Raw genomic sequence first — 12,888 nt, 5'->3', positions numbered from 1 at the left:
TTACTCCTCCGGCCCGATAAGCCTGGGTCTGTCGACTCTCGCGCCCTCCGGCGGGTAGGCGGGGGCGTGCTTGAAGTACTGCTGTGTCGCCTTGTGCAACGCGTCGGGCAGCAAACTCCGGAAAGCCTCCAGGCTCGGCACCTCGGGTGAGGCCGCGGGCTCCGACAGCTTGTGCCCGAGCGCCTCCCTCAGACAGCCCTTGAGCCGGGGCTCGTGCTCCACGGTCTCCGGGTCGTCCCGGTTCCACGGCACCATCACGGTGATCCACTGCCGCCCCGGCCGGTTCACCCCGCGCAGCGCCTCCTGACAGTCGGCCTGGGAGGTCGCCCAGGGATCGACCAGCATCACACCCGGCGCGTTCGGTGCTTCGGCCTCCAGCGTCCGGCCGTGGTCCTCCAGCGTGCCCACGTCCGGGAGGAAGCCGCGGGAACGGGCGACCTCGGCGGCGCAGTCGGCCAGGGGCCGCATGCCGTTGCGGCTGCGGTACGGGTCCCACTCGTACGCGGTGCGCCCGTAGTGGTACGGATCCCGGCCGTCCGGAAGATGCCGCAGGTCGGGGGCGACGACGGTGACGGTCACCGGCCGCTCCGGCGTATGGTCGGCGAACGCGCTCGGCACGGTGGTGTAGTCGCGGATCTTGCCGTACGGCATGGGTGAGGTCTCGGCCACCTCGATGATCCGCTGCGCGAGCCCCAGCGTCGCCGTCTGGTACTGGCTCCGATACTTGCTGAGCTTCATGATCCCGTAGAAGCCCTCCTCGGCGTAGCGGGTGCCGAGGTCCGTGTGGTTGAACTGGATGGCCTGGGCCGCTCGGGGGAGAGTCATCGTGCGCATCGGGGCCCAGATGGCGGGCACGATCGCCGCAGGTCCGGTGTGCCCGGGAACCCGTTCAAGGAAGGCGGCCCACTCCTTCCCGCAGTGCTCGCTCTCGAAGTATCGAGGCGAATACAGGGGGACGAAAACCCGGCAACTGGATAGGCGCTCGGAGAGCATTTGGGGCCAGTTGTCCCCGGTGCGTAATTCTCTGTCCATATATCCGGCCGCGCCGGGGGGCACTCTGGTCAGGTGCATGATGTGCTCGCAAAGCACCTTGAACAGCTTCTCCACCCATTGGTTGGGATCGCCGCCGTCCGCCGGATCGTACGGGGGAACGTGCGCGTAACTGAGGAAGAAGTACGGCCCCGGGGGTTGAGCGGGCGTGTGTGGATTCGCCATTCGCCTCCTTCCCGGATTTCACTATAGGAACGAGGCCTATGTCAGGAAAGTGCCGCTGCCGGGAAATGCCGGGACGACGGGTCAGCGCCGCAGGGCCGCGGACTCCGCCCGGTAGCGCTCCGCCAGCTCGGCCGCGGCCGCGGCCGAGCTGGCGGAGACCGGCTCGTCCAGCCACGGCTCCAGCGTCCGGCGTATGCCGGAGACGAAGCGCGTGCCCAGAGGCGTGAGGCCCCCCGAGCCGTCGAGGTCGCCGATCGCCCGGGCCGTCTGCTCCCGCCACAGCGCGAACTGCACCTCGCCGGGGCCGTCCTCGGAGCGGTGCCGCCGCACCCGCCAGAAGTCCGCGACCGCCAGATGCGCGTACACCCCCTGCAGCAGTGCCTCGAGAGGCCGCGGGCTCTCCCGCCGCCAGGGCGCGTAGTAGAGCCCGGTGTGCGTGGGATCGCACAGGTCGACCAGGTCGAGCACGGCGCCCAGCTTCACATGCTGGAACTCGTGGATCAGCAGCAGCGCGAGGGTGGCCGGATCGGCGGGAGGCGCGACGGCCACGGCCCCGAACGCGTTGCGGGCCGCCGAACTGGCGCTGCCGCCCCCTGCGGGCGGGTCGAGCGGCACCAGCGTGGTCAGCCCGGCACGCAGCCCGGAGGCGTACGCGGGATGGTCCGACTGGATGAGGGCCCATGCCTCGGCGAACATGCGCTGCCACGCGGCCGCCTCATCCTCGGAGAGCCGCCCGGCCGCCGGGTGGCCGTGGCAGTGCCGATGGGGATCGGTGTCCTCAAGCACGACGGACAGACCCTCCGCGGTCAGGCGTCGCAGGGGGTGCCAGACCGCGCCGGGCAGGTCCTCCAGCGAGAACCGCCCCCCCTCGGTGACCAGCCGGGCCGTGGCGGCCGAGCCCGCCTCGAACGCTCCCAGGGTGGGAAGGTGGAACACGCCGTCCACCGCCGTGATCGCGATTTCGGCGACGGTGCCCGCCCGGACGGCCGCGGCCCCGGCGATGTTGGCGAGGTAGCCGGCGTCGCCGTCCTGGCGCAGGCACCGCACCGCCCACTCCCGCACGTACGGATGGTCGAGCACGGCGTCGACGGCGTCCCGGTGCTCGGCGTCGAGGCGGGTGAGCCACTCCCACCCCGCGGTCGCGGACCCGTGCGCGTTGACGCCGGCCAGCAGCGCCCGGCGCATCGTGCGCTGCGCCGCGGCCAGACAGCGGACGTCCTCCTCGTCGCCATAGCCCGCCGAGAGGGCGTCCATGGTGGCGGCGGGCACCGAGTGCGTGGGCATGGCGGTTCTCCGCCGGATGTGCGTGATGAGCTTGAACAGGTCGGCGCTGTAGACGCTGGGGTTCGCGAAGCCGGACCCGGTCCGGTATCGGTGCGCGTACAGGCCGCCGCCGCAACTGTTCACTACCGGACAGGCCCGGCAGGTCGCGCACAGTCCGCCGAGGCCCTGCTGCCGGGCGAGCACGCCGGTGTGCCGCGCGACGGTGTCGAGGTCATGGTGGAACACTTCGAGCCCCGTGGCCGGCGCGCCCTCGTAGGCGACCTTGAGCGAGTCGGCCTGCTCGTAGGTCCCGTCGGTCTCGATGACGACCAGGTCGGCAGGTTCGAGTCCGAGCGACTCGGTGAGGCTCGGGGCGCCGCGGCTGGTGCGCAGGATCGACTCGAACATGCGCACGGGCACAACGCGGCCCTCGGCGGACCAGATTTCGAAGATCTCGATCAGCCAGTCCGCGTAGGCCGTCGGAGTCGGCCGCGAGGGAGGGGAGTCCCACGTCGCATGGGGGAGCAGGAAATCGACGCGCGGCGGCTCCAGGGCGGCAAGCGCCCGGTAGACGGCCCCGGGGTCGTTGGCGACGTCGATCGTGCACAGCAACCCCGCATACAGCCGAGGACGGCGCCGTAGCCGCTCCACGGCCCGGATGACGCGATCGTAGCTGCTGCGGCCGTCGGCGTAGCGCCGGTGCCGGTCGTTGGCGGCCCGGTCGCCGTCCAGTGAGACCCCGACCTTGACGTCGTGTTCCTCGAACAGGTCGAGGAAACGCTCGTCGAGCAGCACGCCGTTGGTGTGGACCCGCAGGTCCAGCGTGCACAGCCCCCCGAGGCGGCCGCGCAGTTCGGCGATGAGGCGCCCGAGCCGGCCGTGGCCGGCCAGCAGGGGCTCGCCACCGTGCAGCACGACGTGCGCCTGGGCGAGCCCGTGGCTCTTGACGTGCTCGGCGATGCGGGTGACGGCCCACGTCGCGGTCTCGTCCGCCATGACGGCAGGCCGGCTCCGCCATGACTGGTCGGCGTGCTCGTACACGTAGCAGTGGTCGCAGGCCAGGTCGCACCGGCTGTGCACCTTGAGCACGAACTGCCGGAACGGCACCGAGGGACGATTCACCGCGAGGAAGGTCAGATCGACGAGTTGAAGCGCGCGACGGGCACGCGTTCGACCGGGGTCTCCGGAAGGACCCTCCGGATAATGCCCTCGCGGTCGATGTCGGAGACGTGGGAGAGTGGAATGTCTCGAAGGTCCGTCACATTTGATGGGACCTCGGACTGCTTCTCATCGGTAATGTTCATTAGCCCCACCAATGCGAACGTGCAATCGAATAACGATGCAAGGAACGGTAGGCGGCTAACGCTACCGCACCCGCCACCCTGGCGCTCCTTCTTAAGGGTCAGGACTGCGGGCTGATTCGGTTGGCCGGTACCAAAAATCCCCTAATTGCCACTAATGTACTAATCGCTCGACAAGGCATGGGACGCCGACCACAGCATGTGCTCGCGGGCTATCGCCTCTTCCGCCTCGTCGACGAAATGGGCCCATTCCGCTTCCGTGGACGGCCAGTCCGCGCGGACGACGATATGTCCGAGTTCCAGCGCCGCGACGGCGTAGGCGCTCGCGATCTGCTGGTGCTGACGCGTCTGCAACCAGGCCACGCCTGCGGCGGCGACCCCGCCCAGCATGCCGGGCAGGTCGATGTCCGGGCCGTCTCCGCCCAGTGCGGCCTTCACGGCGGCGGTGACCAGTCCCAGCGCCTCCGCCGCGGCCACCAGGAGCAGCCATCTGGCGGCCCGGCGCTGGTTGTCGAGGGCCTTGGCGGTGTACCAGGCGCGCTGTTCGTTGAGCCGGCCGGTGACGTAGTGGCGCCGGCGTTCCTCCAGAGGCAGCGCCCTGACCGCGCGCATGCCCTCGGTGACCTGCGAGTCGCCGTCGAACACCGAGACCGGGCCGATGGTGTGCAGGTCGGAGGTGATCTCGCTGAAGCGGCGCAGCAGGAGCCCGTCGGCCGTGTGGCCGCGCTCCTCGTCCGGCACGCGGGGTTCGCCGTCCGGTGCGCCGTCGGCGGCACGCCGGCCGGTGAAGGCGCCGAGGCCGAACGGCTCGCCGCCCACCAGGTAGCGCCACGCCAGCGTCTTGGCGGACTCCGCGGCGGCCCGCGCCTCGTACCAGCGCCGGTCGGGGCGGGCGGTCAGCAGGTAGACCTCGGTGACGAGGGCCACCCCCATCGCCCCCGCAGCGATCGTCGCCGTCAGGTCCAGTCGCCCGACGACGAGACTGAACGATCCACAGACGGCGGCCGTGACCAGGGACGACAGGCGGACGGAGGTTGCTGTCAGCAGCCTGCGCTGGTTGGTGACGGCGGTGCGGTCGACGGCGCGGTACAGGGCGGGGAACTCTGACTCCGGTAGCACCTCCACCTTTCGAGGTGAGCCGATGCCTCAGACCGTGTCAACCCTCGTCGCTCCCGAGGGCCAGATGACACGCACAGGCACGCGCCGGCGCGCCGCCGCCGTGACCGCTTCCGCCGTCCCCCCCGACCCCCGCGCCGGAAGCCCGTCCCACACGGCGACGAGCAGATCGGCCGTCTCGATCAACAGGTCGTTCGCGGCTGCGTACGCCTCGGGGGAAGCGCGCTCGAACGGCAGCCTGCGGATCTCGCTCGCCCCGGCCAGCAACGCGCGGAAGGCGCCCTCGCCGTACTCGCGGGCGGGCACGACGGCCTCCAGAACGCCGCCGAGGTCGAGGACCGCGGCGGCGAAGATCTGGTCCGCCCCGAGGGCGAGGCACGAGATGCCGACCACGTGGGGGGCGTACTCCCGCAGGAACCTCCGGACCTCCGCGTCCACGAGCGACTCGGTCTCGGGATCGAGGTCCCGGTGCCCCGTGACGGCGATCCGGACGGGAGGCCGGAGGGTCCTGTCGCTGCTCACGAGGGAAGACTACGCACCCAGGCGTACGGGAAGGCGGGCAAGACGCCAGGAGAACGGGAGAAACTGCCGGTCGAGATCCTCCGGCGCGACGGCCAGTTCGAGCCGGGGGTGGCGGCGCAGCAGCGCGCCGAAGGCCACCTCGCCCTCCTGCCGGGCCAGCGCCGCGCCCAGACAGTAGTGCAGGCCGTGACCGAAGCCGACGTGGACCTCCTTGTGCCCGTCGGGCTCGCGGGCGATGTCCAGACGGTGGGGGTCGTCGAAGCGCCGGGGGTCGTAGTTGGCGGAGACCAGCACCGCCATCACCGGCTCGCCCCGGCGCACGGTCATGCCGTCCATCTCGACGTCCTCGGCGGCGTACCGGATCCGGGTGCCCTGGACGGGCCCGCACCAGCGCATCAGCTCGTGCACGGCGCGCGGCAGAAGTCCCGGGTCGGCCCGCAGCGCGGCGAGCTGGTCCGGGTGGGTCAGCAGGGCGGCGGTGCCGTTGCCGATCAGGTGGGCGGTGGTCTCGTGCCCGGCGAGGACGAGCGTGAGGACCATGGTGACCATCTCGGTGTCGGTCAGCCGGTCGCCGTCCTCGTCATGGGCGCGGATCAGACCGGTCAGCAGGTCGCCGGCCGGTTCGGACCGGCGGCGGGCGATGAGCTCGCGGATGTAGGTCACCATGTGCCGCAGCGGCTCGGCCATCGCTCCCGGTTCGAGCGAGACCAGGTTCCTGCCCCACTCCCGCCACAGCGGGCGGTCCTCCTCGGGGATGCCGACCAGCTCGCAGATGACGGTGATCGGCAGGGGATAGGCGAAGTGCTCGATCAGGTCGGCGACGCCGTCCTCGGCGTGGCCGGGAAGCCGGTCGAGGAGGTCTTCGGCGATCTCCTCGACCCGGGGCCGCAGCTCCGCCACCCGGCGGGCGGTGAAGGCGCGCGAGACCAGCCTGCGCAGCCGGAGGTGGTCGTCGCCGTCGGAGTCGAGGACGCTGTCCAGGATGTACGCGGCGTACTCGCGAGGGATGCCGCGGGCCTCGATGAGCTGCTGGCGGATGTTGTGCACGTCCGCTCCCGGCACGTTGGCCGGGTTGTTGACGAACCGGCGGTCGCTCAGCACGGTCTTGACGTCGTCGTACCGCGTGACGAGCCAGACCGGGGAGTCCAGGCCGGGGAAGGAGCCGCGCACCATCGGGGCCTGCTCCCGCAGGTGCGAGTAGCCCCCGAACGGATCGCGCACCAGGTCCGCGTCGAACAGGTTGACGGGTCCCGCCGTGCTGGAAGTGCTCATGCCTACCTCCACGTGTCAGGTGCGTCTGTGCCGGTGGATCTCCCGTGCGGTCGATACAGCAGAGTTCAGCCGGTCCAGCAGGCGCTGGTAGATCTCGTTCACCCGCGGCGCCGCCGCCCGGACGCTCTCGGGCCGCCCCGGGAGCTCGAAGGCCGACCGGACGACATGGGCGATCATGTCCGCGTTGTCCGCCAGGGCGGGCATGGTGGACGGCGACAGAGGCTCGATCGTGACGAAGCCGGTCAGGATCGACTCGTACGCGTGGACCTGGAGGGCCGGGGACTGCTCGGTGCGGACCAAACCGTGCTCGCGCAGCACCTCGACGTGCGCCCGGAGCGTGCGGTCGCGCACGTCGAGCAGGTCCGGCAGGTTCTCGGCGGCGCTCCTGCTCAGCGTGCCGAGGGTGTCACCGTCGCCGAGGAGCGTCGCGCGGAAGATCGGCTCCTCGTGCATCCACAGGTACGTGGACCTGGCCACGCTGCTGAGCAGGACCGCGGAGGGGTCGGCGCGGACCCCGGCGGCGAACCGCTCGATGATCCGGGCCTCGGCCCGTATCAGCACCGCGAGGAAGAGCAGGTCCTTCGTGCTGAAGTGCAGGTAGACGGTGCCCTTGCCGACGCCCGCCCGCCGGGCCACGTCCTCGACCGTGATGCGCGGATATCCCCAGGCCACCAGGAGTTCGCCCGCGGCGTCCAGGATGCGTTCGGCCCGCCGCTCGCGCTCCCGCCAGGTGGGGGCCGGGCCCGCCGGCCGGGAGTCGAGGTCCGTCACCGCGCCCCCTCCCAGTGGTCGTGACCGGGATGACGATTCCGGTCACACAGTCGAACGTACGCCGCGGGACGCGGCCGGGCAAGACGGAGGTCAGGCAGGCCGGTAGCGGGCTTTGATGTGGACGCGTTCGCCCTGGGGGCCGAGGATGCTCAGGAACTCCACCGGCCGCGCGTCGGCGTTGCCGAACCAGTGGGGGAGGTGGGTGTCGAACTCGGCGACCTCGCCGGCGGTGAGGACGAGATCCTGGTTGCCGAGCACGAGACGCAGCCGCCCGTTGAGGACGTACAGCCAGTGGTACCCCTCGTGTGAGCGCGGATCTGGTGCGCCGTCGGCCAGGCCGGCGGGGAGGATCTGCTTGAACGCCTGAAGCCCGCCGGATTCGCGGGTCAGCGGGATGACGGTCATGCCGTTGTGGGTGAACGGCCGAGGACGGACCCGGGGGTCGCCGCCTGCCGGGTCTCCGACGAGTTCGTCGAGCGGCATCTGATAGGCCCTGGCCAGGGGCAGCAGCAGTTCCAGGCCCGGCTTGCGCTGCCCGGACTCCAGACGCGACAGGGTGCTGACCGGAATGCCGGTGGTCTCCGACAGGGCGGTCAGGGTGGCTCCGCGGCGGCGTCGCAACTCGCGCAGCCGTGGTCCGACCGCGGCCAGCACGGCGTCGACGTCTTCGCTCATCCGTTCACTGTGCCCGCGCTTTGCGGTTTTCGCAAAGAACTTTGCCGGTTCGTCCAGCGACGGGCAGGTTGGCGGAGGCCCGCTTACTGCGAAGGTGAGGACGATGGACGCTCGGTCCTGGGATGAGATGTATCGCGACCGCGACCAGGTTTTCAGCGGCGCACCCAACGGAGTGCTCGTCACCGAGGTCGCCGGCTTGCCGCCGGGGCGGGCTCTCGACGTCGGATGCGGCGAGGGCGCCGACGCGCTCTGGCTGGCCCGGCGCGGCTGGCAGGTCACAGCCGTCGACGTCTCCCGGACCGCCCTGCGCCGGGCCGCCGCCGCGGCGGCGGACGTCGCGGGCGGCGTGGCATGGGAATGCGCCGACCTGATCGCCGTGCCGCCCCCGGCTCGCGCGTTCGACCTGGTCTCCGCGCAGTATTTCCCGCTCCCACGCCGGCCGGACCACGCCGCGCTGCGCGGCCTGCTGGACGCCGTCGCCCCCGGCGGCACCCTGCTCTTCGCCACCCACGATCTCTCCGGTCTGTCCCCGCGCCCCGGTTTCGACCCCGGCGACTACTACCAGCCCGGGGACATCGCCGGGCTCCTCGACCACGACTGGACCGTCCTGATCAACGAAACCCGCCCGCGGACCACTCCCACGCCCGCGGGCACACACCACACCCATGACAGCGTCCTGCGAGCGCGACGCCTGTCAGGCCTCCAGGGAGGCCAGCAGTGACTCCAGGTCGCGCATGAGCCGCTCGGTGCGGGCCGGGCCGTACGCCGCGAGGATCGCCCGCTGGTGCTCGGCGATGCCCGCCTCCAGGCGGGCGAGCAGGTCGCGGCCTCGGTCGGCGAGGAAGACCGCGACCTTGCGGCGGTCGGCCGGGTCGTGCCCCCGGTAGACCACCGCGCGTTCCACCAGCCTGTCCACCGCCTTGGTCAGCGTGGGGTGGGGCATCAGCGCGGCCTCGGCCAGGTCGCCCATCGAGTGCCCGCGCCCGTCCGCGAGCGCCTGCAGGATGCGCCACTGCTCGACGGTCACGTCCTCGGCGGCGAGCGCGGCGGCCAGTCCGCGGTTGACGCTGCGCTCGGCCCGGCTCAGCAGGTAGGCGAGTGACGACCCGAGGCCGGTCACCTGTTCGGTCAGGGGATACTCGTGCACGTGGCCGATCCTGTCACAGTCGTCATCGACCCTCTCGAGGCTCATCTGCTGCCCGCGGACACGCTCCGCGTCGCGCTGGTGGTGCCGGTCTCCGGCGTGCTCGGCCTGCTCGGGCCGGGAGCGATCAACTGCGCCGTGCTCGCCGCCCGGGAGGTCAACGCCGCCGGGGGAGTGCTGGGCAGGCCGGTCGAACTCGTTCTCGTGGACGGGGGCCGCGGCCCGGCCGCGGTCGCCGGGGAGGTGCGGGGGCTGGTGCGCTCCGGGGCGGTGCAGGCGGTGGTCGGCACCCACGCCAGCGACGTGCGCGTCGCGGTCGAACGGGCGCTGGGCGGCGCGGCCCCCTTCGTCTACACCCCGCCGTACGAGGGCGGCGTCCGCCGTCCGGGCGTCTACCACCTCGGCGAGCCCGCCTCGCTGCAGGTCGGGCCGGGGATCGACTGGCTGGTCGAGCACCGGCGGGCCCGGCGCTGGTTCCTGCTCGGCAACGACTACGTCTGGCCGCGCCTGGTGCACGCCTCGGCCCGCGGGCACCTGCGCGCCCGGTCCGCGACGGTCGTGGGGGAGCGGCTCGTCCCGCCCGGGACCACCGCGATGGACCTGCTGATCGAGCAACTGGCCGCCGTGCGGCCGGACGCCGTCCTGCTCACCCTCATCGGCAGCGACCTGATCGCGTTCAACCGGGCCTTCGCCGCGAGCGGCCTCGGCTGCGCGCGGCTGTGCGGCGCGCTGGAGGAGCACGGCCTGCTCGCGACCGGGGGAGACACGACCGGCGATCTGTACGCCGCCATGGGCTACTTCGGCGGCATCGCCACCGACGCCAACCTCGGCCTGGCCGAGCGCTACACCGCGATGTTCGGCCCCGAGGCGCCGCTGCTGAACGGGCACGGGCACGGCGGTTACGAGGGCGTGCTGATGCTGGCCGCCCTGGCGCGGCGCGCGGGCACGCTTGCGGTGCCGGCCGTCGAGGCGGTCGCCGACGGCACGACGGTCGTCTCCGGGCGCGGCCGGCTCACGCTGGCCGGTGGCCGGGTGCGCCAGCGGGTGTACGTCGCGCGGGCCGACGGGCTGGACTTCGAGGTCGTCACGTCGGTGTAGCGAGCGTAAAACTTCCAACAGAAACCTTTTCGTTTTCAAGGATTGCCCCTATCGTACGGCTCTGCCCCCGTGCTTCACGGACCCGTGCTTCAAGGAGCCGATCCATGTCCTCCCCTCAACCAGAGGCGCCCGGTGTCGAGCGCTTCGGCTATCAACAGGAGCTGCGGCGCTCGCTGAGCTTCGCCGACCTGCTCATCTACGGTCTGATCTTCATGGTGCCGATCGCGCCGTTCGGCATCTTCGGCAGCGTCTTCCAGTCGTCCGGCGGGATGGTGGCGCTCGCCTACGTGATCGGCATGGTCGCGATGGCGTTCACCGCCCTGTCGTACGCCCAGATGGCCCGCGCGTTCCCGATGGCGGGCTCGGTCTACACGTACGCGGGCCGGGGCATCGCCGCCCCGGTCGGTTTCCTCGCGGGCTGGGTGATCCTGCTCGACTACGTGCTGGTGCCGGCGCTGCTGTACCTCGTGGCGAGCGCCGCCATGACGTCGTTCGTGCCCGGAGTGCCGATCTGGGTGTGGCTGATCGCCTTCATCGTGCTCAACACGGTGGTCAACTACCTCGGCATCGAGATGACCGCCAGGATGAACAAGATCATGCTGGTCGCCGAGCTGATCGTGCTGGCGATCTTCCTGGTCGTCGGGATCGTCGCGCTGGCGCAGGGCAAGGGCCACGGCAACGCCCTCAGCCCGCTTTTCGACTCTTCGACGTTCTCCTGGCCGCTGGCGTTCGGCGCCGTGTCCGTGGCGGTGCTGTCGTTCCTGGGGTTCGACGGCATCTCGATGCTCGCCGAGGAGAGCCGCGAGAGCACCCGGCGGCTCGGCCGCTCGATGGTCTTCGCCCTCGCCCTGGCCGGCGCGCTGTTCGTCGTGCAGACCTGGGTGGCGGCGCTGCTCGCCCCCAACCGTGCCGACCTGCTCACCAACGGCGATCCCGGGGGCACCGCGTTCTACGACACCGCCGAGTACGCCGGAGGCCACTGGCTGAGCGTGCTGACGGCCGTCGCCACCGCCGTGGCCTGGGGTTTCGCCAACTCCCTCGTCGCCCAGGCGGCCACCTCCCGCCTGCTGTTCGCGATGGCCCGCGACCGCCAGCTCCCGAAGTTCCTCGGCAAGGTGCACCCCAAGCACAAGGTGCCGGTCAACGCCACGTTCCTGGTGGCCGGGGTGTCGCTGGTCCTCGGCCTGTTCATGAGCACGCGCAAGGACGGCATCACGCTGCTCGGCTCGCTGGTCAACTTCGGCGCGATGACCGCGTTCCTCGCCCTGCACGTGTCGGTCGTCGTCCACTACGTCGTACGCCACCGCAGCCGTGACTGGTGGCGGCACCTCGTGGCCCCCGCGATCGGCTTCCTGATCCTGCTCTACGTCGTGATCAACGCCAAGGTCGCCGCCCAGGTGCTCGGGTTCGTCTGGCTGGCCATCGGCATCGTGATCCTCGTCGGCTCCTCCCTGATGGGCCGGCGCCCCACCCTGTCCGCCGTCACCCCGGAGGCCAACGAGTGAACGTCGTGTCCTACCGTCCCGGTCCCGACGACCTGTGCTACACCTTCGGCGGCCGCCCCGCCGTCGAGTCCGTCGCCCCCGGCGCGGTGCTGGAGCTGTACACCGAGGACTGCTTCGGCGGCCGGGTGCGCGGCACCGCCGACCTGCCGTCGCAGGTCTGCGAGTTCCCGTATCTGAATCCGGTCACCGGCCCGTTCCACGTCGAGGGGGCCGAGCCCGGCGACACCCTGGCCCTCCACTTCGTCTCCATCGAGCCCGCCCGCGACTGGGCGGTCTCCACGACGTTCCCCCACTTCGGCGCGCTGACCGGCACGCACACCACCGCGACGCTCCAGCCGCCGCTGGAGGAGGCCGTGTGGATGTACGAGGTAGACGCCGAGCGGCGGACCGTGCGCTACCGGGCGCGGCGCGGCGGCTTCGCCGTCGAGATGCCGCTCGACCCGATGCACGGGACCGTGGGCGTCGCCCCGGCCGCCGCCGAGGCGCGGATGACCATCACCCCGGACGCCCACGGCGGCAACATGGACACCCCCGAGCTGCGCGCCGGGGTCACCGCCTACCTGGGCGTCAACGTGCCGGGCGCGCTGTTCGCGATCGGTGACGGCCACTGCCGCCAGGGTCACGGCGAGGTCTGCGGCACCGCCGTCGAGGCGGCGATGAACACGGTCGTCGCCGTCGAGCTCATCAAGGGCGTCGCCACGCCCTGGCCCCGGCTCGAGGACGACCGCCACATCATGTCGACCGGTTCGGCCCGGCCGCTGGAGGACGCCTACCGCATCAGCCAGCACGACCTCGTCACCTGGGCGGCCACCCTCACCGGGCTCGACGAGCTGGACGCCTACCAGCTCGTCAGCCAGGGCGGGGAGGCCCCGGTCGGCAACGTCTGCGACACCAACTACACGATGGTGGCCAAGCTGCCCAAGGCGTACCTGGGCGACCCGGACGTGTACGGGTCCGCGCACGCCCGCCTGCGCGCCCTCGGCGAGGAGTACCTCAGCCGTTGAGT

At 71.5% G+C, this 12,888-nt stretch carries 12 protein-coding genes; 4 read left to right on the top strand and 8 right to left on the bottom strand.

What is annotated here, in order from left to right; translation table 11 throughout:
* From IL992_RS21225 to IL992_RS21195, 7 genes are all read right to left on the bottom strand, one after another.
* A complete protein-coding gene (locus tag IL992_RS21225) occupies positions 1–1,215 on the bottom strand; it encodes a TIR-like protein FxsC (RefSeq protein ID WP_193205111.1) in 1,215 nt (404 codons plus the stop codon).
* 81 nt (positions 1,216–1,296) lie between these two features.
* Positions 1,297–3,600 (bottom strand): FxsB family cyclophane-forming radical SAM/SPASM peptide maturase, encoded by a 2,304-nt coding sequence (locus IL992_RS21220; protein ID WP_193205110.1) that lies wholly within the window; start codon positions 3,598–3,600, stop codon positions 1,297–1,299.
* A gap of 341 nt (positions 3,601–3,941) precedes the next feature.
* Positions 3,942–4,898: a DUF4231 domain-containing protein gene (locus IL992_RS21215; RefSeq protein ID WP_193205109.1), complete on the bottom strand. Its 957-nt coding sequence runs from the start codon at positions 4,896–4,898 to the stop codon at positions 3,942–3,944.
* A gap of 27 nt (positions 4,899–4,925) precedes the next feature.
* The gene (locus IL992_RS21210; RefSeq protein ID WP_319018708.1) at positions 4,926–5,417 is read right to left on the bottom strand and encodes a hypothetical protein; all 492 of its coding nucleotides are present in this window, start codon (positions 5,415–5,417) and stop codon (positions 4,926–4,928) included.
* Positions 5,418–5,426: 9 nt separating this feature from the next.
* Positions 5,427–6,689 (bottom strand): cytochrome P450 family protein, encoded by a 1,263-nt coding sequence (locus tag IL992_RS21205; RefSeq protein ID WP_193205108.1) that lies wholly within the window; start codon positions 6,687–6,689, stop codon positions 5,427–5,429.
* 15 nt (positions 6,690–6,704) lie between these two features.
* On the bottom strand, positions 6,705–7,460 hold the full coding sequence (locus tag IL992_RS21200; RefSeq protein WP_193205107.1) for a TetR/AcrR family transcriptional regulator: 756 nt from the start codon (positions 7,458–7,460) through the stop codon (positions 6,705–6,707).
* A gap of 90 nt (positions 7,461–7,550) precedes the next feature.
* Complete coding sequence (locus IL992_RS21195; RefSeq protein ID WP_193205106.1) at positions 7,551–8,135, bottom strand: helix-turn-helix domain-containing protein; 585 nt, start codon at positions 8,133–8,135, stop codon at positions 7,551–7,553.
* Positions 8,136–8,238: 103 nt separating this feature from the next.
* On the opposite strand from IL992_RS21195, the gene IL992_RS21190 reads away from it, so the two are divergent.
* The gene (locus tag IL992_RS21190; RefSeq protein ID WP_193205105.1) at positions 8,239–8,856 is read left to right on the top strand and encodes a class I SAM-dependent methyltransferase; all 618 of its coding nucleotides are present in this window, start codon (positions 8,239–8,241) and stop codon (positions 8,854–8,856) included.
* Here the strand turns inward: IL992_RS21190 and IL992_RS21185 are convergent.
* Complete coding sequence (locus IL992_RS21185) at positions 8,830–9,282, bottom strand: MarR family winged helix-turn-helix transcriptional regulator (RefSeq protein WP_256862754.1); 453 nt, start codon at positions 9,280–9,282, stop codon at positions 8,830–8,832. The genes IL992_RS21190 and IL992_RS21185 overlap by 27 nt on opposite strands.
* On the opposite strand from IL992_RS21185, the gene IL992_RS21180 reads away from it, so the two are divergent.
* The 3 genes from IL992_RS21180 (at position 9,283) to IL992_RS21170 (ending at position 12,886) form a co-directional block, all read left to right on the top strand.
* Complete coding sequence (locus IL992_RS21180; RefSeq protein WP_193205104.1) at positions 9,283–10,377, top strand: substrate-binding domain-containing protein; 1,095 nt, start codon at positions 9,283–9,285, stop codon at positions 10,375–10,377.
* 104 nt (positions 10,378–10,481) lie between these two features.
* Positions 10,482–11,882, top strand: a complete 1,401-nt coding sequence (locus IL992_RS21175) for an APC family permease (protein WP_193205103.1) — start codon at positions 10,482–10,484, stop codon at positions 11,880–11,882.
* On the top strand, positions 11,879–12,886 hold the full coding sequence (locus IL992_RS21170) for an acetamidase/formamidase family protein (RefSeq protein WP_193205102.1): 1,008 nt from the start codon (positions 11,879–11,881) through the stop codon (positions 12,884–12,886). The genes IL992_RS21175 and IL992_RS21170 overlap by 4 nt, the downstream gene beginning before the upstream one ends.
* The last annotated feature ends 2 nt before the right edge of the window (positions 12,887–12,888 follow it).

Origin of the sequence: Microbispora sitophila, from assembly GCF_014892245.1 — a bacterium.
In the GTDB taxonomy this organism is placed as follows: Bacteria; Actinomycetota; Actinomycetes; order Streptosporangiales; family Streptosporangiaceae; genus Microbispora; species Microbispora siamensis.
This window is presented reverse-complemented; position numbering and strand designations above follow the sequence as displayed.